Raw genomic sequence first — 26737 nt, forward strand, 5'->3', positions numbered from 1 at the left:
TCCTGTTCCCTCAAGAGTCTCGCCAAAATACTTTTTATTTATATGTAATTTTACATTCAAACACTTAAAAAATAAGGCACTTTCGTATAATTGAATAAACTTCATTAAACTAAATTAACGAGGTGCCTTATGTATAGGGATTATAACATGACTCGACTTACTCTACCAATGGAAACTTCAGTTCTTATCCCAACAAATGGTAACATGTAAATGATATTGTTGAAACAATCCCTAAGACCGAATTCGATGAATTCATTTGTCCGAACAATAAAAGATTAGGTTTCAAAAGATATGCCTATCGTCATGATAAGAATGGTTTTAAACGAGGCTTTAAATTATATGAATGTGATGATTGTTCAGAATGTCCACTGAAACAACAATGTATGAACTTCAATTTAAAAGCAAATAAAAAAATAATGAAGAATTATAATTGAGAATATTTTAAATCCCAAAATAATAAAAAGCATTCAGAACCAAAAACAAAACCAACTACAGTCAAAGAAAAATTGATGTGGAGCCTGTTTTTGGATTTATGAAATCTATTTGGGGTTTCCCTCGAATGTCCGTTCGAGGGATAAATAAAGCCAAAAGAGAACTAGGATTTGTGCTAATGGCACTTAATATAAGAAAAGTAACAACTCAACGAGTTGAAAGTAATCAAAAACATTAAAAAAAAAGACAATTTCTATATTATTTAAATAGAAATTGTCTTTATTTACTTATCCTGGAAATTTATGTCCCGGACTCTTTTTTATTGCGAAGATTAATACATTAGTGGCACTAAACTTGTGAGTAGTAATGCTGCCACAATTGCAATCAACATTACAATTATTATAATTCTTAACACTTTATTATTCACTATTTGACGCTCCTTATTTAAAAACACTTACATAATACACTTTACTTAATATATAAATTAACCATAAATGATTTTTATACAAATGGCAATCAATTTATTTTTGATATTGTAGAAAATTAGTTAAAATAGAAATCAAACGAGAAAGGGGTTTGTCATAATGATAAACAGTCAACGATTACTTGAAACATTTTTAGAATTAGTCCAAATAAATTCTGAAACAGGACATGAGGAAGTCATTCAACACATTTTAAAAAAGAAATTTGAAGAACTAGGTTTAAATGTAATTGAAGATCATGCATCAGAAAAGTCATGGTTAGGTGCTAACAATCTTATATGTACTTTACCAGCCACTAGTGCGAAAGAAGATGTGTCTAAAATTTACTTCACTAGTCACATGGACACTGTTATACCTGGAATAAATATTAAACCTCAAATTAAAGAGGATGGATATATTTATTCTGATGGTAGTACCATTCTAGGTGCTGATGATAAGGCGGGATTAGCAGCAATAATTGAAACCATTCAATATCTTAATGAAAATGAAATTCCACATGGCCAAATCCAATTTATTATTACTGTTGGTGAGGAATCTGGTCTTAAAGGTGCTAAAGAACTAGATTCAACATACATTGACGCTGAGTTTGGTTATGCAGTTGATGCTAGTCAACCTGTTGGCACAACAGTAGTAGGAGCACCAACTCAAATGGTAATAAACACGACTATTTTAGGAAAAACAGCTCATGCTAGTACACCTTCAGAAGGAATTAGTGCAATAAACATTGCTGCAAAAGCTATTAGTCGCATGAAGCTAGGACAAATTGATGACTATACTACTGCTAATATAGGTAAATTTCATGGTGGCTCTGCTACAAATATCGTTGCTGATGAAGTAGTTTTAGAAGCTGAGGCACGCTCTCATGATAATCAAAGTATTGAACAACAAGTCACTCATATGAAGGAAACATTCGAGACTACCGCACAAGAATTAGGTGGTGAAGCAAAAGTTATCATCGAGAAGAGCTACCCTGGTTTTAAATTAGAAAATGATGACAAAGTAACTCAATTTGCTACCAATAGTGCTAGAGAACTTGGATTAGCAGGGGATACTGTTATTGCTGGAGGCGGATCAGATGGCAGTATTATTAATACATTTGGAATCCCTACAGTCATTTTAGGTGTGGGCTATGAACATATTCATACAACATCTGAACGTATTTCAGTGAATTCACTTAATCAATTAGCAAAACAAATTGTCAAAATTATTGAGTTAGTAGCTAAATCGTAATTTAGTTTAGTGAAGTACTTTCGACTTTTATGATACAATACTATTGAAAAATTGAATGAGAGAGGTAAGTAATATGACTCAACAAATAGGTGTAGTAGGTTTAGCAGTAATGGGTAAAAACCTCGCTTGGAACATTGAATCACGTGGTTATAGCGTTTCTGTATATAACCGTTCAAGCGAAAAAACAGATGAAATGGTTAATGAATCTAAAGGTAAACAAATCCACCCAACATATTCTTTGGAAGAATTTGTTAATTCATTAGAAAAGCCACGTAAAATTTTATTAATGGTTAAAGCAGGTCCTGCAACAGATGCAACAATTGACAGTTTACTTCCATTATTAGATGATGATGACATTTTAATTGATGGTGGTAACACTAATTATCAAGATACAATCCGTCGTAATAAAGCCTTAGCTGAAAGTGGTATTAACTTTATTGGCATGGGTGTATCTGGTGGTGAAGTAGGTGCCCTTACTGGTCCTTCATTAATGCCAGGTGGTCAAGAAGCAGCTTATAATAAAGTGAGTGATATACTAGATGCAATTGCTGCAAAAGCTAAAGATGGTGCATCATGTGTAGAATATATTGGACCAAATGGTGCCGGCCACTATGTTAAGATGGTTCATAATGGTATTGAATATGCAGATATGCAACTTATAGCAGAGAGCTATGCGATGATGAAAGATTTATTAGGTATGTCACATGAAGACATCTCTAAGACATTTAAAGAATGGAATGCTGGTGAATTAGAAAGTTATTTGATTGAAATCACTGGTGATATCTTCACTAAATTAGATGATGACAATGAAGCACTTGTCGAAAAGATCTTAGACACTGCGGGTCAAAAAGGTACAGGTAAATGGACTTCTATCAATGCCTTAGAATTAGGTATTCCTTTAACGATTATCACTGAATCAGTATTTGCTCGTTTCATTTCATCAATTAAACAAGAACGTGTGAATGCTTCTAAGGAATTAAACGGTCCTAAAGCAGAATTTATTGGTAATAAAGATGAATTCTTAGAAAAAATCCGTAAAGCTTTATATATGAGTAAAATTTGTTCATATGCACAAGGATTTGCGCAAATGCGTAAAGCTAGTGAAGAAAATGAATGGAATTTAAAATTAGGCGATTTAGCAATGATATGGCGTGAAGGTTGTATTATTCGTGCTCAATTCTTACAAAAAATTAAAGACGCATATGATAACAACTCAGAATTACAAAACCTTTTATTAGATCCTTATTTCAAAGGTATTGTCACAGAATATCAAGATGCATTGAGAGATGTAGTAGCAACAGGTGTACGTAACGGCGTACCAACACCTGGATTCTCTGCCAGCGTAAACTACTATGATAGTTATCGCTCTGAAAATTTACCAGCAAACTTAATTCAAGCACAACGTGACTATTTCGGTGCACATACGTATGAACGTAAAGATAAAGAAGGTATCTTCCATACTCAATGGGTTGAAGAGTAATCACATACTAGTTACAGAAGTAAACCAATTCAATGGTTTACTTCTTTTTTAAAAATTATGCAAACGATTGCACAAAATGATTGACTTCCTAATACGAATACTATACCATGAAAATATAAGATGATTGAAAGCGTTTACTAAAGTTTAAAGATTGAGGTGATATACAACGGTTACAATTAAAGATGTTGCCAAAGAGGCTAATGTAGCTACATCTACAGTATCGAGGGTGATACGGAACAATGCGAAAATTAGTGAGGCAACTTCAAATAAAGTCAAAGCGGCTATGTCCAAATTAGGATACATACCCAATCAAGCGGCAAGAACATTAATAACAAATAAAACAATGACCATTGGATTAATACAGAAAAGTTCCACTCCTGAAATACGTCAAAATCCATTTAATAGTGACGTTCTTAATGGTATTAATCAGGCATGTAATGTAAGAGGCTATTCAACTAGAATGACTGTGTCGGAAAATAGCAGGGACTTATATCATGAAGTAAAAACAATGATTCAATCTAAAAGTGTGGATGGATTTATTCTTTTATATTCATTGAAAGATGATCCTATTGAGCATCTACTTTATGAGTTTAAAGTTCCTTATCTTATAATTGGGAAATCTTTGAACTACGAAAATATCATACATATTGATAATAATAATATCGATGCAGCTTATCAATTAACACAATATTTATATCATTTAGGACACCGCCATATATTATTTTTACAAGAATCTGGACATTATGCAGTTACAGAAGACAGAACAGTAGGATTTAAACAATACTGTGACAACGTTAAACTTTCAAATGACTGTATCGTAATAAAGTCCATGAATGATTTACGTGATTGTATAAAGCAATATTGTATTGATGCTATTCATACGCCTTCAGTGATTATAACGTCTGATGCTATGTTAAATATGCAATTATTAAATGTGCTTTATGAATATCAACTACGCATTCCAGAGGATGTACAAACTGCCACGTTTAATACATCTTTTCTCACTGAAAATGCAACACCATCTCAAACAAGCGTAAACATTAACCCAGATGTATTAGGCCTCACAGCAGGCAATACAATCATTGATGTATTAAGAAATGAAACTATTTCTTTTAGAGAAAAATTGATTTCAACTCAAATAGTTGAAAGGGTATCAACTACAAAAATATAAAGGAGCATAATTATGAATAAAAATTGGTGGAAAGAAGCAGTAGCGTATCAAGTTTATCCAAGAAGTTTTAATGATACTAACAATGATGGTATTGGTGATTTACCAGGTGTAATCGAAAAATTAGACTATCTTAAAGACTTAGGTATTGATGTTATATGGCTAAGTCCAATGTATAAATCACCTAATGATGATAATGGATATGATATCAGTGATTATCAAGATATTATGGATGAATTTGGTACAATGGAAGATTTTGATCGTCTATTAAAAGGTGTACATGACCGTGGTATGAAACTAATATTAGATTTAGTCGTTAACCATACATCTGATGAGCATCCTTGGTTTATTGAATCAAAATCTAGTAAAGAGAACCCTAAAAGAGACTGGTACATATGGGCAGACCCTAAAGATGATGGTTCTGAACCAAATAATTGGGAGAGCATTTTTAATGGTTCAACATGGCAATTTGATGAAACAACTAATCAATATTACTTCCATTTATTTAGTAAAAAACAACCAGATTTAAATTGGGATAATCCAGAAGTACGTGAATCAGTATTCAACATGATGAATTGGTGGTTTGAAAAGGGTATTGATGGATTCCGTGTCGATGCTATTACACATATCAAGAAAACATTTGAAGCTGGTGACTTACCTGTACCAGAAGGAAAAAAATATGCTCCAGCCTTTGATGTAGATATGAATCAACCTGGTATTCACAATTGGCTACAAGAAATGAAAGATGAGTCACTAAGCCAATATGATATTATGACTGTTGGAGAAGCCAACGGTGTAACTCCAGATAATGCAGAAGAGTGGGTTGGAGAAGATAAAGGTAAATTCAATATGATCTTCCAATTTGAACATTTAGGTTTATGGAGTACTGGTGATTCTCAATTTGACGTTAAATCATATAAAGAGGTGTTAAATCGCTGGCAAAAGAGACTAGAAGGAATTGGTTGGAATGCACTTTTCATAGAAAACCATGATCAACCTCGTCGTGTATCAACTTGGGGTAACGATAAAGATTACTGGTTTGAATCTGCTACAAGCCATGCCGTTGTGTATTTCTTACAGCAAGGTACACCTTTTATCTATCAAGGACAAGAAATTGGTATGACCAATTATCCTTTTGAAAGTATTGAAACGTTTAATGATGTTGCGGTTAGAAATGAATATAAAATTGTAAAAGAACAAGGTGGAGACGTTGATCAATTATTAGATAAGTATAGAATGGAAAATCGTGATAATTCTCGTACACCTATGCAATGGAATGATTCTACAAATGGTGGCTTCACAGAGGGAAAACCTTGGTTCCCTGTTAATCCAAATTATAGAGATATTAATGTAGCTCATCAATTAGAAGACGAGCATTCTGTACTTAATTTTTACAAAAAATTGATTCAATTAAAGAAATCTCATGAAATTTATACGTACGGACAGTTTGATTTAATTGATGCAGAAAATGAAAATGTGTTTGCTTATACTAGGCAATTAGAAGGCAAAACTGTAGTGGTTGCAGGTAACTTAACTGATAAACAAAGTTCATTAACATTACCTTTTGATATCGATGAGAATGCAATCAAATTACATAACTACAATAGTCAATTAGATTCAAAATCACTTAAGCCATTCGAAGCATTTGTAGCAGAAATTTAATTCATAAGCAATATTAGGACATACTTTTTTTGTCCTAACCTCGTTTTCTTTTGAAAAATAAAAAATCATTTTACGGCCGTAAATAATACATGACTCATATATTAGAGATGATATAATAAATAAGTCGCCTATCTCTCAGGCGTTTATCTATACGCAGAGAGGGGGTGCTAAAATGGCAGATATTCTTGTGCACATCGTAGCCACAGTAACAAGTGGTTGTATTGTTGCGTTATTTTCGTATTGGCTTCGAAACCGTAACAATAAGTAAATAGGCGACAAGCCACACCAAAAAAATCCCCTCACTACTGGCATAGTGAGGGGATTGGTGCATAAAATGCAGATATTCTTGTTAGTTAGATTATAACACTTATCGTTATAGATTTGCAAAAAGATATGGTGCTTTGATTAGAGAATGTATTTCTTTGATATTTACAAATCATAATTTTCTTGTTCAATTGGCAACCATAATTGAATTTTAGTGAATGGGTCCTCAAATGAGACATCAAAGGGATATATTTCAACATATAAGCTATCTCTTTCATAAGGTAAAGTAAGTTGTAAACTTGATTCGATATAATACCAAGCTTCATTAACCGCATAGTCTATTTCACCTTGGAGATTAAATTTCGCATAATGTCTTCCAGGTAATATTCTACTTTCTAAATGAGATGGATATCTATCACTTGGAACACCAATAAATAATTCCAATCCATTATCTAATGGACAAGTGATTACAAACAACTCATATGGACTTATGTTATTATACCTTTTTAAATCTTTTATTTTACCATCAAGAATTAAATCTTCTAAAAAATCAGGAACTTTATAAGGATTAGATAAATTATTTGCTTCAATATAACGTACATAACCTACTAATGCTATATCTTCCGTGGTATCTAGTCTATATGGATAAGGTGCTCGTTCAGTAGTTGTCAACTTTATATATAAACGTTCTTGTAATTTTAATTCATCTTTTTTTGTAGATGCTTGAATTGGTGAAATTCCATGAAAATCACTAAAATCATTCGCAAAATCATTTGAACTATGATAGTTATACTTTTTTGCGACATCTACTAACCTCGAAGAACTTTGAACCATTTCTTTAGCAGCTGCAGTCATTTTTCTTGCGTGTGCGTAATGTTCAGGTGATTGTCCAACAATCATTTTAAATGATTGATCAAGATGGTAAGGAGAAAGACCAACGTAATCACTCAAATCTTGCAAATTAAACGGCTCTAATAAACGATCTTCGATAAATACAATTGCCTGTTGTATCTGCTTGATAACGTCCAAAACTCTCACTCCAATAAATTTACAATCATTAACTTTTATTTTACCTTATTTTTAGAAAATATACATCTTAACATGTGCCATATTGAAAATTTTTTAATAGAAAAGGGTGGTAGGACAAAATTTAAAATCAATTCATTGTCCCACCACCAAAAGAATGACTATAGTTGAAAGAGGCTGGCTATAAGCACATGCTCAATTTAGGTAGCTACTATTAAAATAATACTTGAACTCAAAATATTACTTTAGTCCAGAAGGCTTCACTATAGGCTTATCAATTGTCTATTTATTGTATATCATCCCACCAATGATTACCATCTCTACTTAATAGTAAATCACTTTCTAATGGTCCATTTGTACCTGACTCATAGTTAGGGAAGTTAGGTTCATTCTTTGTCCATTCATCTTGTATAACATCAACAAACTTCCATGTAGATTTTAATTCTTCCCAATGTGTAAAGTTTGTAGCATCACCTTTTAAACAATCGAATAATAAATTTTCATAGGCATCCACAGTGTTCATCTTATCTTGAGCACTCATTGCATATGATAATTGAACGGGTTCTGTATCAATACCTTGGATGTTCTTTTTCGCGTTTAAATGAAGTGATATACCCTCATTAGGTTGAATATTAATAACTAATAAGTTTGAATCCAACAATTTATCGGTCTGATAGTATAAGTTCATTGGTACTTCTTTGAACTCAACTACAACTTGAATCGATTTAGATTTCATACGTTTTCCCGTTCTAATATAGAAAGGTACACCAGCCCAACGGAAGTTATCAATTGTTAGTCGGCCTGATACAAAAGTTGGAGTATTTGAATCTTCGGCTACTCGATCTTCATCTCGATAGGCAATGACTTTTTCACCATCAATAAATCCTTCATCATACTGTCCACGTACAAAATTTTGTTTTACTTCTTGAGGTTCAAGCTGTCTAAGTGATTTCAATACTTTAACTTTTTCAGCACGTATATCTTCACTATTTAAGCTAATTGGCGCTTCCATAGCTAAAAGGGCCACCATTTGTAACATATGATTTTGTACCATATCTTTTAATGCGCCACTAGATTCATAATAACCTCCACGGTCCTCAACACCTAATACTTCTGAGGATGTTACTTGAATGTTTGAAATATATTTATTATTCCATAATGGTTCAAACATCGCATTTGAAAAGCGTAAGACTTCTATATTTTGAACCATATCTTTACCTAAATAATGATCAATTCTGTATATTTCTTCTTCTTTAAATGAGCGTCTTAATTGATTGTTTAATTGCTCAGCCGATTTTAAATCACTGCCAAATGGTTTTTCAATAACTAATCGTTTAAAACCAGTAGTATCGGTTAAACCAGATGATTTTAAGTAATCCGAAATAATACCAAAGAATTGAGGTGCCATTGCTAAATAAAATAAGCGATTTCCTTTTAACTGATATTGTGAATCTAATTCATTTGAAAAACTCAATAATGAATAATAACTTTGTTCATCACTTACATCATGTTTAAAATAATAGACATGTTCCATAAATGCATCTATTTGATCCGTATCTTTGACATGCTTTTGGATAGAACTTTTAACTTGTTCACGAAAGACTTCGTTCGTGTAATCTCTACGTCCAATTCCAATTATTGCAATATGTTCATCTAAATTATCTTGTTGAAATAAATGGAATAGTGATGGAAATAATTTTCTATGACTTAAATCTCCGGTAGCACCGAAAATAGTAATTAAACAAGGAATATGTTTAGAATGTTTACTCAAGTTCAAAACCTCAATTCTATTAATACTATGATTGTATTATTATAAATTATATTTGCACCGCTTCAAACTGATTTGCCTAATATTTATTATTTTGCTAGGGCACTTATATAATGGAATGATGCACAATTTAATATCATTATAACTCAAAATGTATCTAATGCATTTATTTTATGTCTTTTTATAGCAAAAATAATCACATATGATAAAATATAATGAAGGAAAAGGAGGCATATGCATGGAAGTTACATTCTTCGGAACAAGTGCTGGGTTACCTACTAAAGAGAGAAATACTCAAGCTATAGCTTTGAACCTTGAACCTTTTTCGAATAGTATATGGCTATTTGATGTCGGAGAGGGCACACAACATCAAATTTTACATCATTCAATTAAGCTAGGAAAAGTTGACCATATTTTTATAACGCATATGCACGGAGATCATATTTTCGGATTGCCTGGACTACTTACAAGCCGTTCTTTTCAAGGTGGAGAAGACAAACCACTGACAGTTATTGGTCCTAGAGGTTTACAGCAATTTATTGAGACTACACTAAGATTATCTGAATCTCATCTAAACTATCCGATTACTTATATAGAAATTGATAATCATTTCACATATCATCATAAAGGATTCTCAATTAGTGCACATTTGTTAAATCATGGTATCCCTTCTTATGGTTATCGCATTGAATCTCCGACGACACCAGGAACAATTGATGTTGAGGCACTTAAATCTATTGGTTTATATCCTGGACCAAAATATCAAGAAGTAAAATCTTATGATAATTTTGAATATGAAGGACAAGTATATAATTCGGATGATTTCAAAGGGCCAGCTAAACCCGGACCAATTATATCCATCTTTGGTGATACAAAACCATGTCAGTCGGAATTAAGCATTGCTAAAGATTCTGATGTAATGATTCATGAAGCTACATACATTGAAGGCGAAAAAACATTAGCAAATAATTATCACCATAGTCATATTGAAGATGTTTTTGAATTAATAAAACAAGCTAATGTAAAAAGAAGCTTAATCACACATTTAAGTAATCGCTATAATCACGAGAATATTCAACTTATTAAACAACAATTAAAGACACATGAAGACGTTCCAAATTTTGAATTTGTTAAAGATTTTGATACGTTTAAAATTTAATAACTACTAATTCTTTAACTCTTTAAAGTAAGTATAATTAAAATTACAAAGTAAGAGACTAGGATATAGAAGTCACAGAGAAATCATTATCCTAGTCTCTTTTACAGTAAAATTTAATTATCTTCATTTTTAGATAATTCAACGCTACGATGAACTGCTGCATTCAAACAATCCTTAAAGATTGCTTCAATATCATGTTGAGCTAATGCATTTAAACCCGCTTGAGTTGTTCCACCTTTAGAAGTAATATTTTTACGCAACTGTTCCATACTTAAATCTGATCTTTCAATCATCTTACTTGTACCAATAATTAAATTTTTAATTGATTCTTCAACTTGATCTTTCTCAAGACCTAAATCTGTACCTGCTTTAACATATTGTTCAAAGACATGATATAAAAATGCAGGACCGCTTCCTGTAATCGCAGTTACTTGATGTAAGTGGTCTTCATCCACCTCAATTACTGAACCAAAAGCATTTACTAAATCGATAACCTCTTCCTTTGATTTAGGTCCAAAATTTCCTGAAAAGCTGATACCTGTTACAGAATGACCAACTTGTGCATTTGTATTAGGCATAATTCGAGCGATAGGATTTTCAACATGTAATTGTTCCTGAATATAATTGATAGGTAAACCAGCCATAATAGAAATAAAGCGATTGTTTTCATTGATGTATGGTTGAATTCTTTGTGCTACTTTTTCGAAATCATAAGGTTTAGAACCTAAGAAGACATAATCTGCGTCTTGTAATAAGTTTTCATCATCGTAGCTGTATTCAACACCTAATTCCTCAGCGAAATTTTTTAACGCTTCTTCATTCGATTTATTTGTTAAGTAAATATCATGTGACTTTAATTTTTTTGAATTAATTATACCTTTGAAGATTGCTTGTGCCATATTTCCTGCACCATAAAATACTAATTTCATTGACAACATCATCCTCACTCTTTAATTTATAAAACCATAGTAACATATTAGTAGCACTTTTTTTATAAAAGTTAGTGCTACTATACGCATGAGCTTTAGCTCAGGTGATCCCGGGGCACTTCTTTTTATATAATAGATAACTTTATGTATGAAATGATTTAGGTTATTATAATCTTAATCATAATTAAAGAGGGTATTACTATGTTAGGTAAACATTATATCGTTACTGGAGGCACTAGTGGATTGGGGCTTGAAATCACTAAGCAACTTATCAAAAAAGGGGCTAATGTTACAATTCTTGCTAGGAACAAAGAAAAGTATAAACAAATCAATTTCAAACCATTTGAAAAAAGAGTACAAATGCTAACTTGTGATTTGCAAGATAAAAATGCTATTAGCATGTTACCACAATATATCGATACTCAAATTGACGGTATCATTTATAGTGCTGGGCTTGGGTATTTTAAATCGATAAGTCAACATTCCACTAATGAAATGTTAGAAACTTACGAAGTTAATATCATCGGTTTTAATTTATTACTGCATGCCTTACTGCCATATTTATCCAAACATGCGAGTATTGTAGGGATTTCGAGTCAAGCAGCATTCATCACACAAGCAAATGCGGCTTATTATGGTGCATCTAAAGCGGCTTTTAATGCAGTTCTAAATGCACTTCGTTTAGAACATCCATCTTACCATGTCATGTTAGTTAATCCCGGACCTGTTCGAACGCCTTTTCACGAAAAAGCAGATCCAAGTCTCGCATATGCACATAAGTATGACGCAATGATGTTAGATCCAACACTATTAGCTAAAGATATTATTGACGGTATTATTAAACGTAAATGTGAAATCAATCAACCTAAATGGATGCACTCCGCTTTAAAATTTTATCAATTATGCCCTAGATTTCTTGAATCGCTTTTTCCATTTTTATTTAAGAACAAACAGTAAATAGGAGTGATTGTATGTTATGTTGTGTGAACCGAGACGTCAAACAATGTATTGAGAATGTGAATACACTATCATCACAAACAATTTTTACTATTACAGATTTATTAGGACAAGACTATTATGATTCATTAGATTCTGCCGAACAATCATTTATAGATTTCAAATTTCATGAACTAATATTAAGAGGGGAAATCATGAATGTAGTCATTAAAGAAGAAAGTGAACATGATAAACATAGGTATTTAAAGCAATATTAAATTAAATCAATTTAAATTGAAACAAAAGGTGTGTAGGACAAGTTTTTAATTTATTGTCCCTAACACCTAAGAGATTATTTAAAAATTAATTAAGTATGTTATCTATTTTAAATGTTGAGTATATTCTAAGTTCTTCACTCTTTCTCGAGCTGCTTTCACTTGATCAAGACTTACTTTTTTATTGTAATTATTAACGTTTTCTTCTAATTGTTGTGGCGAACTAGCGCCAATGATAATTGCGCCAAGTGCATCATGAGATTTTAAATATTCAAAAGATAAAGCACTAAGATTACTTTCTATTTCTTTAACAGAAGCAATCGTTTCTCCTAAATCATGATGTGTATAATCAAATATGCCCTCACTAAATTTATGATCTAAAGCATCAATACTATTGGAAGTTAACAACCCTTTAAATACAGGTCCGCGTGCTAACAATTTAACGCCTTTCGCATGGATGTCACTCAATAATTGTTCTGGACGATTATCAATTAAATTAAATTGCGACATAATTGTCTCGATTTCACTATGTTTTAAATAATAATCAATAACATTTGGGCGTATTGAAGAAATACCATATGCCTTAATGATACCTTCTTGCTTTAATTCATTAAATGCACTAATTGTTTCATCCAATGGATCATCTATTGTACCACCATGCAATTGATATAAATCTATATGATCTAGTCCTAATCGTTTTAATGATCCCTTTACACTTTCTTTAATATATTTCTTAGAAGGGTCCCATGTTGTACCTCCATCTTCAGTAGGGCGATTTCCAACTTTTGTTCCAATTACAATATCATCACGATTTTGATATTTTTTTAAAGCTTTGCCCACAATTTTTTCATTAGTCCCTCTATCATAAATATCAGCAGTATCAAAATAAGTGATACCACTTTCGATCGCTTTTTCAATGATAGGTTCAGCATTAGCATACTCTGTACCTAAACTCATACAACCTAACCCTAATTCTGAAATTTCGATGCCACTTTTTAAAATATTCTTTTGCATGTCCAATCTCCTTCCGATAAACTTTAGGTAACGCATTCATCTTACCAATTTATATAATGAATTGAAAGGGACGTGAATTTAATGGAATTTAATGAAAAGACGTTTGATAGAACAGTAATTTATAATGGCAAAATTATAGATTTAGAAATTCATGATGTGGAGTTGCCTGATGGCAATACATCTAGAAGGGAATTAGTCTACCATAACGGTGCAGTGGCAGTCTGTGCAATAACGCCTAATGACGAAGTATTACTTGTTAAGCAATTTCGTAAACCAGTTGAAAAAGCTTTGTTAGAAATACCGGCTGGAAAATTAGAACAAGATGAAGTTCGTGAAGAGGCTGCCAAACGAGAATTAGAAGAAGAAACAGGTTATGTGGCAAATAATTTAGAATTTATAACAGACATGTATGGTTGTCCTGGATTCACAAATGAAAAACTCACTATATACTTCAGCAATAATCTAAGCGAAGGGCAACTTAACCTAGATGAAGATGAGTTTGTTGAATTGCATAAAGTACCGATTTCAGATATAAAAGCATTGCTTGATAATCATGAAATAGAAGATGCTAAAACCATAATTGGTTTACAATATATATTATTAAATTATAATCATTCTAATTAAGTGCTGTAAAGCTCTTGCATTTAATTGAAAATATTGGTAATTTAGTAATTGAAATATTTTCAATTTAAAATGATTATAATTATTGATAGAGGAGTGTCGCTCCCATGGAAGAACGATTAAATCGAGTTAAACAACAATTACAACAATCTTCATATAAATTAACACCACAAAGAGAAGCCACAGTACGAGTTCTAATTGAAAATGAAAAGGATCACCTAAGCGCGGAAGATGTTTATTTAAAAGTGAAAGACAAAGCACCTGAAATTGGACTAGCAACTGTTTATAGAACATTAGAACTTTTAGCTGAAATAAAAGTAGTTGACAAAATTAATTTTGGTGATGGTGTTGCACGCTTTGATTTAAGAAAAGAGGGCGCTAAACACTTCCATCACCATTTAGTGTGTATGGAATGTGGTAAAGTTGATGAAATTCATGAAGACTTATTACCTCAAGTTGAAGAAAGAGTAGAAACAGAATATAACTTTAAAATTCTTGATCACAGATTAACTTTTCACGGCGTTTGCGCTGAATGCCAAGCTAAAGGAAAATAGATTAACTTATAGACTAGGACAATTTTAAATCATTGTCTTAGTCTTTCTTAATACTATTACATAAAAATGATTTTGAGTTTATTCAAATAGAGGTGTTGTCATGGAAACAATTATCGAGGAATATTTAAAATTTATACAAATTGAAAAAGGTTTAAGTGAAAATACGATTGGCGCTTATCGCAGAGATTTGAAAAAATATCAATTATATATGCAAGAACAAAAAATTGCTCATATTGATTTTATAGATAGACAAACAATACAAGAATGCCTTGGTTCTCTAATAGATCAAGGCGCGTCCGCAAAATCTATTGCAAGATTTATTTCAACAATACGTAGTTTTCATCAATTTGCTTTACGCGAAAAATATGCTGCTAAAGATCCCACCGTTTTAATTGAAACGCCTAAGTACGAAAAAAAACTTCCAGATGTTTTAGATGTTGAAGAAGTAATTCAGTTACTAGAAACACCGGATTTAACTAAAAATAATGGGTATCGCGATCGTACAATTTTAGAATTATTATACGCAACAGGCATGCGTGTTACTGAATTAATACAAATTGAGATAGACGATGTCAACTTAATTATGGGATTTGTTAAAGTTTTCGGTAAAGGGAACAAAGAGAGAATCATTCCTTTAGGTGACACTGTCATTGAATATTTAGATACTTATATCAATACTGTTAGACCTCAATTACTTAAAAAAACGGTAACGAATGTACTGTTTTTGAACTTGCATGGTCGACCTTTGACACGTCAAGGTATATGGAAGCTAATTAAACAATATGGTTTAAGAGCGAATATTACTAAAACTTTGACCCCACACACATTAAGACACTCGTTTGCTACTCATTTATTAGAAAATGGCGCAGATTTACGAGCAGTTCAAGAGATGTTAGGTCATTCTGATATTTCTACTACTCAGTTATATACACATGTTTCTAAAACTCAAATCAGACAGATGTATAACCAATTTCATCCGAGAGCCTAGACCACAAATAAATACTCTTAAATTGGGAGTGGATTAAGAGTACTTTCATAAAAGTTTCCAAAAAGATATTTTATAATTAATGTAAGTCGAGCTACACTAAATTTTATTTTAAATCTTTTCCACTCCTAATATTTTGTTTTTCAATCATCGCTTGATGTCTTGCACTGATTACATCACTTCTATCTCGTTTTTTATGATGATTAACTATATATTCATCTTGAGTTAAAAGTGTTGTAAATTTGTAATCTGGATAAGTATTAATAATCTGTTTTTCAAAAATATTATTTATCGGTATGTATACAGGTTTAAAAGATTTTGAATCTTCAATGGATTTAATTTGACTTAAAATTAATGTTTTATAATCTTGCTCATTAAGTTGCAACAACGTTTTATCATTTGCTTTTTCAAAAGTGCTCAATGACTTTTTCAAAGTTACAAGTGCACCTTTTGTATTACCTCTTCTATAATGGTACATAGCAGTTGAAAATAAAATTAAACTCACTATGCCATCCTTTTTAGAAAAATTTATATTTGATTTCCATGCTTCTTCCAAAATATCATGACATAAGAAATAATGTTGGTGTTTGTGAAAATAATAATAAAAATCGATTAAGGCTTTGTCCAATCCATCTCATCCTTAATTTAATGTTTGTATTATTCATGCTATAATATTTTAGGAAATTATGCACGATAGAGATTCAATATGAGGACGATTAATATGTATGAAGTAAAATTAGATGCCTTTAATGGCCCATTAGATTTGCTACTCCACTTAATTCAAAAATATGAAATTGATATTTATGATATACCAATGAAATCATTAACAGAGCAATATATGCAATACGTCCACGCTATGAAGCAACTAGAAATTAATGTAGCTAGTGAATATTTAGTTATGGCTTCAGAGCTATTAATGATAAAAAGTAAATTATTACTCCCTCAACATGATGTAGACGATAACCTTGAAGAAGATCCTCGTGAAGATTTGGTAGGGCGATTAATTGAATATCAAAATTATAAAGAATACACACAATTGTTAACTGAGAAAAAAGAAGAGCGAGAGCACTATTTTACTAAACACCCAACTGACCTATCCCATCTTGAGAAAAACGTAACATGGGATGAAAGCCAAACCTTAGATTTAACAGATTTAATTGTTGCTTATCAACGCGTTAAAAGAAGATTAGCTCTTAATAAACCTAAGACAGTTGAAATAATTAAAGAAAGTTTCACTATTCAACAAGCTACTGAAAAGGTAACTACACAATTAAAGCATCATACATCTTTTAATTTCTTCAGTTTATTTACTTTTAGCGAGCCAATAGAACAGGTGGTTACTCACTTTTTAGCTATATTGGAGATGTCTAAATCAGGAGTAATTAACATAGAACAAGTTAGAAATTTTGATGATATACGTATCATTAGAGGAGTGAATTTTAATATTGGATAAACACGGAATCATAGAAGCATTACTATACACAGCTGGGGATGAAGGGCTTGACGAAAAGCAATTATTAGAAATTCTCGATATTAATCAAGCTAAATTATCTGAATTAATTTCATCATACACCTCTAGTGGTTTAATAATTCAAAAATTTGGTTCAACATATATTTTAACTTCAAAAAAAGAAGCTTCACCTTATATCGAACAATTAATTGAACAAAAATCTAATATGAAATTATCTCAAGCTGCAATGGAAACATTATCAATTATTGCGTATAATCAGCCATTGAGTCGTAGTGACATAGAATTAATTAGAGGAATTAATTCTGATGGTGCAGTTAGAACATTAATTGCACGTGGATTAATTGAAGCTAAAGATGTAGAAAATTCTCGTAGTCATGCTTTACAAACAACGGATTTGTTTTTAAATGTATTTGGAATAGAAAAAATGGAAGATTTACCAACAACTGAAGAAGATGAAGAAGAAATGGAAGATTTCTTTAGTAATTTAGTAAATCAAAAAGGAGATACAAAATGAGTAAAGAATTAGAAAGGCTTCAAAAACGAATTGCTAATAGTGGATACACTTCACGAAGAAAAGCTGAAACTTTAATTACCGAAGGCAAAGTTAAAGTTAACGGGCAAACCGTAACTGAATTAGGTACTAAAGTAAAAAGTTCTGATACAGTTGAGGTTGAAGGAATTAAAATTGAACAAGAAGACAAAATGTATATTTTGTTCTATAAACCAACTCAAGTTATAACAAGTGTGTCTGACGATAGAGGACGAACTGTGGTTACTGACTACTTTAAAGATTTAGAGACAAGAATTTATCCTGTTGGTAGATTAGATTATGATACATCAGGATTATTGTTACTTACTAATGATGGCGAATTTACAAACTTAATGACTCATCCAAGATATCATATTCAAAAAAAATATGTGGCTAAATTAAAAGGTTACCTCATGAGAGAAGAAGTTAAAGCTTTAGAAAATGGAATTGAACTTGAAGATGGTTTTACCCAACCAGCTCAAGTCAAAGTAAAAAAGCAAGATAAAGATAAAAATATTACACTTGTAGAAATCACTATTAGTGAAGGACGAAATCGACAAGTTCGTCGTATGTTCGAGCATTTTGGACATCAAGTTGATAAATTAACAAGAATTGAGTTCGGCAATTTGAACCTTAAAGGATTAAATGCAGGTGAGGGCAGAGTACTGACACCTCATGAAGTTAAAGTATTAAGACATATGGCAGAAAACGGAAAATAAATGAAGTATATTTTACAATAGCAAGAGAAATTAAATGATATTAATTTCTCTTGCTATTTTTTTCACAAAGTTAACTTTAAAGTAAAGCTTTCAATCATGCTGTATGCTATAATAATGAGTGAATTGAGCATGTGTAGGAGGTATAAACAAAATGACAAATGAAATATTAATTGTAGACGATGAGGATAGAATCAGAAGATTATTGAAACTATACCTAGAGAGAGAATCGTTTACGATTCATGAAGCAAGTAATGGCAAAGAAGCTTATAATCTTGCTATAGAAAATGACTATGCGTGCATACTTTTAGACTTGATGTTACCAGAAATGGAAGGTATTGAAGTAGCATCTAAGTTACGTGAACATAAAGACACACCTATTATTATGCTTACAGCTAAAGGCGAAGAAACAAATAGGGTAGAAGGATTTGAGTCTGGCGCAGATGATTATATCGTCAAACCATTCTCACCAAGAGAGGTTGTTTTAAGAGTAAAAGCATTATTACGTAGAACGCAATCTTCTAAACCTGAACAAAGTGAACCTCATGCAAGAGATGTTATTGAATTTAATCATTTAATTATTGATAATGATGCACATCGTGTATTAGCAGATAACCAACAAGTTAATTTAACTCCAAAAGAGTACGAATTACTTATTTATTTAGCTAAGACACCTAATAAAGTGTTTGATCGTGAACAACTTTTAAAAGAAGTATGGCATTATGAATTTTATGGTGATTTAAGAACAGTAGACACTCATGTTAAACGCCTGCGTGAGAAACTTAATCGTGTATCAGAAGATGCTGCACATATGATTCAAACTGTTTGGGGTGTTGGTTACAAATTCGAGGTAAAGTCTAATGACGAATCGACTAAATAGTGTGGTAATAAAACTGTGGTTAACTATACTTTTCATAGTAACGACAGTTTTAATTTTATTAAGTGCGGCATTAATTACTTTTATACAATACTACTACACACAACAAACTGAAAATGCTATAAGAGAAGATGCGTCTAGAATCAGCCACTTAGTTGAACAAGCTGATAATAAAACTTTAGCCATAGAACACAGCCAACAATTAATAGATGGATCAGGTGGCGTTATTATAATGGCTAATAAGTCTTCAAGTTTTAAAAGTTCAAATAGCAATACTAAAGACAAAATGCTTGAAGAGATACACAAGAATTCGCAATTCCAACGCGTCTTCTCTCAAGGAAAGTCTACCACTCAAAATATAACAATAAGTAATAACGGTAATTCCCATTCCTATATTTTGTTAGGCTATCCTATGAAAGCACAAGAAAATGCAAATTCAAAATATAGTGCAGTATTCATTTATCAAGATTTAAAGTCTATTGAAGATACTAATAATGCAATTACCATTATCATTTTAATCACCGCCATTATATTTATCGCTATTTCAACAATATTTGCATTCTTTTTGTCAAATAGAATTACTAAACCTTTACGACATCTTAGAACTCAAGCTATTAATATTTCTAAAGGTGATTATTCAAAACAGACAAGTGTTTCAACTAAAGATGAGATAGGCGAATTATCACATACGTTTAATAATATGAGTTCTGAAATACAAGAGAATATAGAGGCACTTTCAACTCAAAAAAATATAAGAGATAGTTTGATTAATTCTATGATTGAAGGTGTATTGGGTTTAAATGATAAGAGGGAAGTTATTCTTTCAAATAAAATGGCTGACTATATTATTAAATCAATAGACAAAACTGTATATAAAGAAATTGAAAAGCAAATTGAAACTACATTTGTTTCAAAAGACACCGAATTCCAAGAATATGAGATTAACAATAAATATTACGTCATAATCATGAGTTATGTAGAGAGAATTCAACAAGATGGCCGTAGTGGAATTGTAGTCATTATAAGAGATATGACTAATGAACATAATTTAGATCAGATGAAGAAAGATTTCATTGCCAATGTTTCACATGAATTACGTACACCTATTTCGTTATTACAAGGTTACACTGAATCAATTGTAGATGGTATTGTAACCGAACCAGAAGAAATTCGAGATTCTTTATCAATTGTATTAGATGAAACGAAACGTTTAAATCGATTAGTAAATGAATTATTAAATGTGGCTCGCATGGATGCAGAGGGTTTAACTGTTAATAAAGAAAAACAACCCATTAAACCTATACTATCTAAAATGCAAATGAAATATAAACAACAGGCTGATGATTTAGAATTAAATATGTCATTAGAACCAAACATCGGTGATGAATTATGGGAATACGATGCCGATCGCATAGACCAAGTTCTAACAAATTTAATTGACAATGCCACACGTTATACTCAACCAGGTGATTCAATATCAATTACAACAACTACGGATGATTCCTATCAAACGTTGTACATTAAAGATACTGGTAGCGGCATATCTCCAGAGCATATTGAACTCGTATTCGACAGATTTTATAAAGTAGAGGCTTCAAGAACTAGAGGTAAACAGGGAACTGGTTTAGGACTATTTATCTGTAAAATGATAATCGAAGAACATGGTGGTACTATTAAAGTTGAAAGTGAAGTAAACAAAGGTACAACATTCATAATTAAGTTACCAAAGCCTAAAAATAAATATACCTATTAATATATTTATTTTATCTAAGAGCAAACACCTTGTACTTAAGAATGGTGTATTGCTCTTTTTTAAATAAGTCTAAGCACCATTATTGCGCAATGCTTTCACATAAGGTAATATAAAAATTAAATTAATCAATTATATAATTCATCTTCGGGGTAGGGTGCAATTCCCAACCGGCAGTAAATTAAGCCTGCGACCCGCTTCTTTGAAGTGGCTGATTCAGTGGAAATCTGAAGCCGACAGTATAGTCTGGATGGGAGAAGATGGAGGTTTTTTTGTTGTGCAAAATTATCTCCTATTCTATGTAAGATGAATGGAAGGAGAAAATTAAATATGCAACAAAACAAACGTCTTATCACTATTAGCATGTTAAGTGCCATAGCGTTTATTTTAACATTCATTAAATTTCCGCTACCTTTTTTACCACCATACTTAACATTAGACTTTAGTGATGTTCCAACTTTATTAGCAACATTTCTTTTAGGTCCCATTGCTGGTATTTTAGTAGCACTTATCAAAAATATACTTAATTTTTTATTCAATATGGGAGATCCTGTTGGTCCAGTTGCCAATTTTTTAGCAGGTGTTAGTTTCCTGTTATCCGCTTATTATGTAACTAAGCGTCAAGGCCGTCATAGTGATACACCACGTTCATTGGTTGTGGGGCTAGCAATAGGTACTATAGTAATGACTATCGTACTTAGTATACTGAATTACTTTGTTTTACTTCCATTATATGGAATGATTTTTAATTTAGGTGATGTCTTTAACAATCTAAAAATTATCATTTTATCAGGAGTTATACCTTTCAATATTATAAAAGGTATCGTGATTTCAATTATATTTACGCTTTTATACAGAAGATTAAAACGCGTATTATCATAGAAAACCTCCTAATGTTGAACTAATTATTCAACATTAGGAGGTTTCATTATTAATTCACTCACAATATGTGACTATTCAAATTTAAGAGCATCACCATCAAATGGTTCTTCTTCAATCTTAATTGAATCAGTCGGACAACCTTCAAGCGCATCTTCCATATCTTCATATAATTCTTCTGGTACTTCTGCAGTACCTTGATTATCATCAAGGATTACGAAAGCAATACCTTCGTCGTCATAATCGTAAATGTCAGGTGCAGCAGCACCACATGCTCCACAAGCAATACATGTATCCATATCAACGATTGTATACTTTGCCAAATTCTTCGCCTCCTTTGATAAAAATGCTACACTAGTATAACAAATGTTAAATAACACTTCGATTAATTTATTTACTATTCTATTAGTTATATAAAGTGAGGATTCATTAATGCACTCAATTATTACTTATGCATCAAATCATTCATTCGATTATAAAACCAATAAAAGTATTTATAATATTTTGAATGGAAAAAAATCACATCAAACATTTTTTGATGCATGTTCCCAACAACTTTTATCATTATATCATAGTTTACCTAAATTAAAATATCCGTCTTTTGAGCGATTTTTAGACACCTATAATAATCAAAATACTGACATTACAATACATCCAAGATATACATACGATAGTATGATTCAAACTTTTAGTTGCATTCAATTACTAATACAAACTATAACTCATTTTAAAAACAACCACTTAAACTTTATACCAATTACACAACAAATAACTGTTCAAAGTAGAGTGAAACAAATCTATTCAAAAATACTGGAACAAAATTTAGTTGATGATTTTGAAAAAGAAATCGAACAGCTCTTTCATTTAATTGATGAAAAATGTAGTAACAACTGTTTAATCCATTATTATCTACAAGGTTATGAAGAACCTATGTATACGCGACAGCAGGTTTCTTTAATAGAAGATATACCTGTAACTAAGTTATTTGAACTTGAACTCAATAATTTAGTGCAAATGATGTTTGCATTAGAAAACGATAAACAATTTCCTATATTAACTCAAACAATCATATTACCGACTTTGTTAAATAAAACGACAATTACGTATCATCAATTACTCAAAGGTCTTTCTATGGATGAGGCTGCAGTGACCCAAAATGTTAAAATTAACACAATCGAAGATCACGTTCTTGAATTATTTATAAAAGGATATTTTTCAGAATACCAAACCTTTGTTAATGGCCCACAAACAAGTGAATTTATAGCATTTTATTATCAAAACAGAGGACATAGATTAAAATTATATAAAGAAGAATTTGATCAATTATCTTATTTTCAAATTAAATTGTTAATAGTCGGTATTGAGAGAGGTGAATTGAGTGCTTGAAGAAAAATTGAGAGAATGGTTCGGATTCTCATCATTTAATCCTGGTCAAAAAGAAATAATCGAAAGTGTAGTTAGTAAGAAAGATACCCTAGGTATTCTTCCTACGGGGAGTGGTAAAAGCTTATGTTACCAAATGCCAACCTATATGAAAGGAAAGCCAACATTAATAATATCTCCGTTAATCTCTCTTATGGATGACCAAGTGATGCAATTGAAAGCTCAAGGTGAGAAATTTGTTACTTCTATTCATTCAGGCATGGATGAAAATGAAAAACAACAAAATATAAATTCATTACACAAAAGTCGCTTTGTTTTTTTAAGTCCAGAATTTATTTTACAAACACAAAACTTTAAATTAATTAGGAAAATTGACTTCGGATTAATTGTACTTGATGAGGCACATTGTTTATCTGAATGGGGTTATGATTTCCGACCTCATTATGCATTAATAGGTAAGATAACATCTCATTATAAAAATGCATCAATACTGGCTTTAACAGCTACAGCACCACCTCATTTAGAAAACGACTTAAATCTTATCTTATCTAGGAAATTAAACGTAATTAAGACTTCTATGAATCGGGAGAATATATCTTTTTCTCATCTTAACTTTGAAAATGATGGTGCTAAAATTAAGTGGCTATTAAACTTTTTAGAACAATCCGGTCCAACTATTATTTATGTTTCATCTAAAAAGGTCTGTTTAGAATTAGCCAATATGATATACGACTATGGTTATTTAACCGGTATTTATCATGGTGATTTATCTTATCAAGAACGACATACTGTACAAAATCAATTTATGGAGAACTTTATACCCGTTATCGTGGCTACTAGTGCTTTTGGCATGGGCGTTAATAAAAAAGACATTAGAACAGTCATCCATTTTCATTTATCAACAAGTCCTTCAAATTACTTACAAGAAATTGGTAGAGCCGGGAGAGATAATTTACAAAGCCAAGCGATTAGTCTATATCAGCCAGACGATAGCTATATATTAGAGACATTATTGTTTAGTGATGCGATAACTACTGAAGACATCGATGCTTTTGATATAGGTGCTTTTTTACCTCCTCAAAAGCAAGAAATACTAACCATATTGAGTCAAAGATATTCATCCAACGTACTCAAAACAATTTTTGACAATTCATTAATTCGAAAAAAATTAGGTTATCAAAGAATGATCGGTTATACATCCCTAGATCAATGTAGACGTCGTTATTTATTAGAATTTTTTGGTGATAATCCAACTCAACCTCAGCAATGTTGTGATATAGATTCTAATTTGATGCCTATAAAAGTTACCAATAGAAAAAAAGTTAAAAGAAAATTAAGTTATACTGAAAAGTTAAAATATTTATTTAAAGTATAGTTGCTTTTCTTTACTAAATTTATTTTAAGAGGATATAATTATAATACTTAAAGTTTTTCAAGAAATATTTAAATACTATACATATTTCACGCTTTGTGGGGTATATGGTATGTGATATTTAAATAATTATTTAAGAGAGGATGATGACCGTGTCTAAAAATAATTTTAGAGATGATTTCGAAAAAAATCGTCAGTCTATTAATTCTGATGATCAATTCGAAGATAATACAAACGAGTTTGATGAAAATTCAAATGAGTCCAATGATTTTGATAATCAATCAGACCAACAATTCCCACCTAGAAACGCACAAAGACGTCAAAGAAGACGTAACCAAGCTACTAATAAAAACAGAAAATTTGATAATCAAAGTTCTGATTCAAATGCTAATGGTTCACTTGATGATCGACACGATGAAGACTCTTTCAATGAGTTACAACACAATCAGCAAGAAGAGCATCTAGATAACGAGCCAATACATAAGGATGACAAACGTTCTTTTGATAGAGACTTTAATGATGATGCTTCACGTAGAAATAATCGTCATGAAGCATCAAATAGAAAATATGATAAAGACTATGATAATGATAGTTTGAATGATGAGGATCGTCATCGTCGTAATCATGAAGAAAGTATCGATGAGCGTCAAGATAATCGAAATCACAAAGATCAACAAAACAAAAAGTCTCGACATGGCAAAGACGCTGAAATAGCTGGAGGTTCCGCAGTCGCTGGAGCTGCTGGTGCTAAAGCTGCAAAAGACAAACGTAAAAAAGATGCACATCATGACTCAAAATATAACGAACATAAAGATGATCGTGGTTTAAATAACGATAATCAATATGATCAAAACAGAAAACATGATAAAGACCTTCATGACGAGCATCTTGACGCCAAAGATAACCATTCTAAAGAAGAACCCAAAAAAGGTAATAAAGGTAAAAAAGCAGCAGTTGGTGCCGGTGCGGCTGGCGCAGCTGGAGTAGCAGCTGCAAAACATAAAAAAGACCATAAAAATAATAATCATAACCATAAAGATAATCATAGCCATAACAGTGATCATCAAGACGATCATAGAAATCATAAACATGACGATGGTAATGATGGATTCCAAGCTCACAATGGTAAAAAGAAACGTGGTCTAGCAGGTATTTTACTTCCACTTATCGCTTTATTACTTATTCTAGCTGCACTTGCTATCTTTATTGGAATGTATTTAAACAACGATAAAAAAGATAGCAACCAAGCAGATAACAAAACAGAACAAACTGCTAACAAAGATAACAACAAAGATAGTAAAGACAAAGCTAGTAATGATAGCGACAAAGACAAAGCAAGCAGTGACAAAGATAAAGACAAAGCAACTAATGATGACGACTCAAATGACAAAGCTACAACAGACAATGAATCATCTAGTAATTCAAGTGATGATAATAGTAGCACTTCAGATAATAGTACTTCATCAAATTCATCTGATAACGTTTCATCATCAGATAATAATGGTAGTAACTCAAATAGTGACAATAACAATGGTAACTCTCAAGCTACTTCAAACAGTAGCAGTCAAAGTAACAGCAATAATAATCAATCAAATAGTTCTAATTCAGGACAACAAACTCACGTAGTATCAGGTAATGAAAACTTATACCGTATCGCTATTCAATACTACGGAGAAGGTACTGTTGAAAATGTAAATAAACTTAAACAAGCTAATGGCTTATCAAGTAATAATATTTCTAACGGTCAAAAATTAATAATCCCACAATAACTTAAT

General features: G+C 31.5%; 27 protein-coding genes, 1 pseudogene and 1 riboswitch. Of the genes and pseudogenes, 21 read left to right on the forward strand and 7 right to left on the reverse strand.

Features of this window, described 5'->3' with window-relative positions:
* Positions 1-245: 245 nt before the first annotated feature.
* Positions 246-775: pseudogene (locus tag HMPREF2715_RS11650) on the forward strand (transposase); the annotation flags it as partial.
* Here HMPREF2715_RS11650 and prli42 read toward each other — a convergent pair.
* Positions 764-859: a stressosome-associated protein Prli42 gene (prli42, locus tag HMPREF2715_RS12030; RefSeq protein WP_176744141.1), complete on the reverse strand. Its 96-nt coding sequence runs from the start codon at positions 857-859 to the stop codon at positions 764-766. The pseudogene HMPREF2715_RS11650 and the gene prli42 overlap by 12 nt on opposite strands.
* A 157-nt stretch (positions 860-1016) precedes the next feature.
* Between prli42 and HMPREF2715_RS05860 the strand changes: the two genes are divergently transcribed.
* The 5 genes from HMPREF2715_RS05860 (at position 1017) to HMPREF2715_RS11875 (ending at position 6722) form a co-directional block, all read left to right on the forward strand.
* Entirely contained in the window at positions 1017-2144 is a 1128-nt protein-coding gene (locus tag HMPREF2715_RS05860; RefSeq protein WP_070839623.1) for a M20/M25/M40 family metallo-hydrolase, read from the forward strand.
* Between the two features lie 73 nt (positions 2145-2217).
* On the forward strand, positions 2218-3624 hold the full coding sequence (gene gndA, locus HMPREF2715_RS05865) for an NADP-dependent phosphogluconate dehydrogenase (protein WP_070442887.1): 1407 nt from the start codon (positions 2218-2220) through the stop codon (positions 3622-3624).
* Positions 3625-3799: 175 nt separating this feature from the next.
* Positions 3800-4795 (forward strand): LacI family DNA-binding transcriptional regulator, encoded by a 996-nt coding sequence (locus HMPREF2715_RS05870; RefSeq protein WP_070581637.1) that lies wholly within the window; start codon positions 3800-3802, stop codon positions 4793-4795.
* 12 nt (positions 4796-4807) lie between these two features.
* A complete protein-coding gene (locus HMPREF2715_RS05875) occupies positions 4808-6454 on the forward strand; it encodes a glycoside hydrolase family 13 protein (RefSeq protein ID WP_059776565.1) in 1647 nt (548 codons plus the stop codon).
* Between the two features lie 172 nt (positions 6455-6626).
* Entirely contained in the window at positions 6627-6722 is a 96-nt protein-coding gene (locus HMPREF2715_RS11875) for a type I toxin-antitoxin system Fst family toxin (RefSeq protein ID WP_107609979.1), read from the forward strand.
* A gap of 161 nt (positions 6723-6883) precedes the next feature.
* Here the strand turns inward: HMPREF2715_RS11875 and HMPREF2715_RS05880 are convergent, their stop codons facing one another.
* Positions 6884-7747: an AraC family transcriptional regulator gene (locus HMPREF2715_RS05880; protein ID WP_033079852.1), complete on the reverse strand. Its 864-nt coding sequence runs from the start codon at positions 7745-7747 to the stop codon at positions 6884-6886.
* Between the two features lie 283 nt (positions 7748-8030).
* Positions 8031-9515, reverse strand: coding sequence for a glucose-6-phosphate dehydrogenase (gene zwf, locus HMPREF2715_RS05885; protein WP_070839626.1), 1485 nt, complete (start codon positions 9513-9515; stop codon positions 8031-8033).
* 235 nt (positions 9516-9750) lie between these two features.
* On the opposite strand from zwf, the gene rnz reads away from it, so the two are divergent.
* Positions 9751-10671 carry a ribonuclease Z gene (rnz, locus tag HMPREF2715_RS05890; protein WP_046309245.1) on the forward strand — a complete coding sequence of 307 codons (921 nt, stop codon included), beginning with the start codon at positions 9751-9753 and terminating at the stop codon, positions 10669-10671.
* Positions 10672-10784: 113 nt separating this feature from the next.
* On the opposite strand, the gene proC is transcribed toward rnz, so the two are convergent.
* The gene (gene proC, locus HMPREF2715_RS05895) at positions 10785-11600 is read right to left on the reverse strand and encodes a pyrroline-5-carboxylate reductase (RefSeq protein WP_033079849.1); all 816 of its coding nucleotides are present in this window, start codon (positions 11598-11600) and stop codon (positions 10785-10787) included.
* Between the two features lie 201 nt (positions 11601-11801).
* On the opposite strand from proC, the gene HMPREF2715_RS05900 reads away from it, so the two are divergent.
* A complete protein-coding gene (locus tag HMPREF2715_RS05900; RefSeq protein WP_033079848.1) occupies positions 11802-12557 on the forward strand; it encodes an SDR family NAD(P)-dependent oxidoreductase in 756 nt (251 codons plus the stop codon).
* 14 nt (positions 12558-12571) lie between these two features.
* Complete coding sequence (locus tag HMPREF2715_RS05905; protein ID WP_070581640.1) at positions 12572-12814, forward strand: hypothetical protein; 243 nt, start codon at positions 12572-12574, stop codon at positions 12812-12814.
* A 102-nt stretch (positions 12815-12916) separates the two neighbouring features.
* On the opposite strand, the gene HMPREF2715_RS05910 is transcribed toward HMPREF2715_RS05905, so the two are convergent.
* Positions 12917-13825 (reverse strand): aldo/keto reductase, encoded by a 909-nt coding sequence (locus tag HMPREF2715_RS05910; protein WP_070839628.1) that lies wholly within the window; start codon positions 13823-13825, stop codon positions 12917-12919.
* Between the two features lie 81 nt (positions 13826-13906).
* On the opposite strand from HMPREF2715_RS05910, the gene HMPREF2715_RS05915 reads away from it, so the two are divergent.
* The 3 genes from HMPREF2715_RS05915 to xerD all read left to right on the forward strand — a co-directional run bounded on the left by HMPREF2715_RS05915 (position 13907) and on the right by xerD (position 15988).
* A complete protein-coding gene (locus tag HMPREF2715_RS05915; RefSeq protein ID WP_037537035.1) occupies positions 13907-14449 on the forward strand; it encodes an NUDIX hydrolase in 543 nt (180 codons plus the stop codon).
* Between the two features lie 104 nt (positions 14450-14553).
* Positions 14554-15000 carry a ferric iron uptake transcriptional regulator gene (locus HMPREF2715_RS05920; RefSeq protein ID WP_011275714.1) on the forward strand — a complete coding sequence of 149 codons (447 nt, stop codon included), beginning with the start codon at positions 14554-14556 and terminating at the stop codon, positions 14998-15000.
* Positions 15001-15100: 100 nt separating this feature from the next.
* Complete coding sequence (gene xerD / locus HMPREF2715_RS05925) at positions 15101-15988, forward strand: site-specific tyrosine recombinase XerD (protein ID WP_070442911.1); 888 nt, start codon at positions 15101-15103, stop codon at positions 15986-15988.
* A gap of 103 nt (positions 15989-16091) precedes the next feature.
* Here xerD and HMPREF2715_RS05930 read toward each other — a convergent pair whose 3' ends face one another.
* A complete protein-coding gene (locus HMPREF2715_RS05930) occupies positions 16092-16613 on the reverse strand; it encodes a DUF309 domain-containing protein (protein ID WP_070581641.1) in 522 nt (173 codons plus the stop codon).
* 93 nt (positions 16614-16706) lie between these two features.
* On the opposite strand from HMPREF2715_RS05930, the gene HMPREF2715_RS05935 reads away from it, so the two are divergent.
* The 6 genes from HMPREF2715_RS05935 to HMPREF2715_RS05960 all read left to right on the forward strand — a co-directional run bounded on the left by HMPREF2715_RS05935 (position 16707) and on the right by HMPREF2715_RS05960 (position 22210).
* Positions 16707-17438 carry a segregation and condensation protein A gene (locus tag HMPREF2715_RS05935; protein WP_070581643.1) on the forward strand — a complete coding sequence of 244 codons (732 nt, stop codon included), beginning with the start codon at positions 16707-16709 and terminating at the stop codon, positions 17436-17438.
* Entirely contained in the window at positions 17431-17970 is a 540-nt protein-coding gene (gene scpB, locus HMPREF2715_RS05940; protein WP_070442919.1) for an SMC-Scp complex subunit ScpB, read from the forward strand. Before HMPREF2715_RS05935 ends, scpB begins: the two co-directional genes overlap by 8 nt.
* The gene (locus HMPREF2715_RS05945; protein WP_011275719.1) at positions 17967-18704 is read left to right on the forward strand and encodes a pseudouridine synthase; all 738 of its coding nucleotides are present in this window, start codon (positions 17967-17969) and stop codon (positions 18702-18704) included. The genes scpB and HMPREF2715_RS05945 overlap by 4 nt, the downstream gene beginning before the upstream one ends.
* A gap of 151 nt (positions 18705-18855) precedes the next feature.
* A complete protein-coding gene (locus HMPREF2715_RS05950; protein WP_037550503.1) occupies positions 18856-19581 on the forward strand; it encodes a response regulator in 726 nt (241 codons plus the stop codon).
* Entirely contained in the window at positions 19562-21331 is a 1770-nt protein-coding gene (locus HMPREF2715_RS05955) for an ATP-binding protein (protein WP_070581645.1), read from the forward strand. The genes HMPREF2715_RS05950 and HMPREF2715_RS05955 overlap by 20 nt, the downstream gene beginning before the upstream one ends.
* Positions 21332-21467: 136 nt before the next feature.
* A riboswitch (FMN riboswitch) is annotated at positions 21468-21594 on the forward strand.
* 64 nt (positions 21595-21658) lie between these two features.
* Positions 21659-22210: an ECF transporter S component gene (locus tag HMPREF2715_RS05960; protein ID WP_070581646.1), complete on the forward strand. Its 552-nt coding sequence runs from the start codon at positions 21659-21661 to the stop codon at positions 22208-22210.
* 71 nt (positions 22211-22281) lie between these two features.
* Here the strand turns inward: HMPREF2715_RS05960 and HMPREF2715_RS05965 are convergent, their stop codons facing one another.
* Complete coding sequence (locus tag HMPREF2715_RS05965) at positions 22282-22530, reverse strand: ferredoxin (RefSeq protein WP_002449743.1); 249 nt, start codon at positions 22528-22530, stop codon at positions 22282-22284.
* 109 nt (positions 22531-22639) lie between these two features.
* On the opposite strand from HMPREF2715_RS05965, the gene HMPREF2715_RS05970 reads away from it, so the two are divergent.
* From HMPREF2715_RS05970 to ebpS, 3 genes are all read left to right on the forward strand, one after another.
* On the forward strand, positions 22640-23593 hold the full coding sequence (locus HMPREF2715_RS05970) for a YpbB family protein (RefSeq protein ID WP_070581648.1): 954 nt from the start codon (positions 22640-22642) through the stop codon (positions 23591-23593).
* Positions 23586-24965: a RecQ family ATP-dependent DNA helicase gene (locus HMPREF2715_RS05975; protein WP_070581650.1), complete on the forward strand. Its 1380-nt coding sequence runs from the start codon at positions 23586-23588 to the stop codon at positions 24963-24965. The genes HMPREF2715_RS05970 and HMPREF2715_RS05975 overlap by 8 nt, the downstream gene beginning before the upstream one ends.
* Before the next feature lie 143 nt (positions 24966-25108).
* On the forward strand, positions 25109-26731 hold the full coding sequence (gene ebpS / locus HMPREF2715_RS05980) for an elastin-binding protein EbpS (RefSeq protein WP_256327017.1): 1623 nt from the start codon (positions 25109-25111) through the stop codon (positions 26729-26731).
* Positions 26732-26737: the final 6 nt, after the last annotated feature.

The organism is Staphylococcus sp. HMSC062A01, assembly GCF_001836805.1.
In the GTDB taxonomy this organism is placed as follows: Bacteria; Bacillota; Bacilli; order Staphylococcales; family Staphylococcaceae; genus Staphylococcus; species Staphylococcus haemolyticus.

Bases quoted from the DNA above. Each gene is read 5' to 3' on its own strand.
- HMPREF2715_RS05900 (WP_033079848.1), top strand. From the start codon at position 11,802: ATGTTAGGTAAACATTATATCGTTACTGGAGGCACTAGTGGATTGGGG.
- HMPREF2715_RS11875 (WP_107609979.1), top strand. From the start codon at position 6,627: ATGGCAGATATTCTTGTGCACATCGTAGCCACAGTAACAAGTGGTTGT.
- ebpS (WP_256327017.1), top strand. From the start codon at position 25,109: ATGACCGTGTCTAAAAATAATTTTAGAGATGATTTCGAAAAAAATCGT.
- HMPREF2715_RS05970 (WP_070581648.1), top strand. From the start codon at position 22,640: ATGCACTCAATTATTACTTATGCATCAAATCATTCATTCGATTATAAA.
- gndA (WP_070442887.1), top strand. From the start codon at position 2,218: ATGACTCAACAAATAGGTGTAGTAGGTTTAGCAGTAATGGGTAAAAAC.
- HMPREF2715_RS05920 (WP_011275714.1), top strand. From the start codon at position 14,554: ATGGAAGAACGATTAAATCGAGTTAAACAACAATTACAACAATCTTCA.
- HMPREF2715_RS05950 (WP_037550503.1), top strand. From the start codon at position 18,856: ATGACAAATGAAATATTAATTGTAGACGATGAGGATAGAATCAGAAGA.
- HMPREF2715_RS05960 (WP_070581646.1), top strand. From the start codon at position 21,659: ATGCAACAAAACAAACGTCTTATCACTATTAGCATGTTAAGTGCCATA.
- HMPREF2715_RS05945 (WP_011275719.1), top strand. From the start codon at position 17,967: ATGAGTAAAGAATTAGAAAGGCTTCAAAAACGAATTGCTAATAGTGGA.
- HMPREF2715_RS05915 (WP_037537035.1), top strand. From the start codon at position 13,907: ATGGAATTTAATGAAAAGACGTTTGATAGAACAGTAATTTATAATGGC.
- HMPREF2715_RS05860 (WP_070839623.1), top strand. From the start codon at position 1,017: ATGATAAACAGTCAACGATTACTTGAAACATTTTTAGAATTAGTCCAA.
- HMPREF2715_RS05935 (WP_070581643.1), top strand. From the start codon at position 16,707: ATGTATGAAGTAAAATTAGATGCCTTTAATGGCCCATTAGATTTGCTA.
- proC (WP_033079849.1), bottom strand. From the start codon at position 11,600: ATGAAATTAGTATTTTATGGTGCAGGAAATATGGCACAAGCAATCTTC.
- HMPREF2715_RS05910 (WP_070839628.1), bottom strand. From the start codon at position 13,825: ATGCAAAAGAATATTTTAAAAAGTGGCATCGAAATTTCAGAATTAGGG.
- rnz (WP_046309245.1), top strand. From the start codon at position 9,751: ATGGAAGTTACATTCTTCGGAACAAGTGCTGGGTTACCTACTAAAGAG.
- HMPREF2715_RS05955 (WP_070581645.1), top strand. From the start codon at position 19,562: ATGACGAATCGACTAAATAGTGTGGTAATAAAACTGTGGTTAACTATA.
- xerD (WP_070442911.1), top strand. From the start codon at position 15,101: ATGGAAACAATTATCGAGGAATATTTAAAATTTATACAAATTGAAAAA.
- HMPREF2715_RS05905 (WP_070581640.1), top strand. From the start codon at position 12,572: ATGTTATGTTGTGTGAACCGAGACGTCAAACAATGTATTGAGAATGTG.
- HMPREF2715_RS05875 (WP_059776565.1), top strand. From the start codon at position 4,808: ATGAATAAAAATTGGTGGAAAGAAGCAGTAGCGTATCAAGTTTATCCA.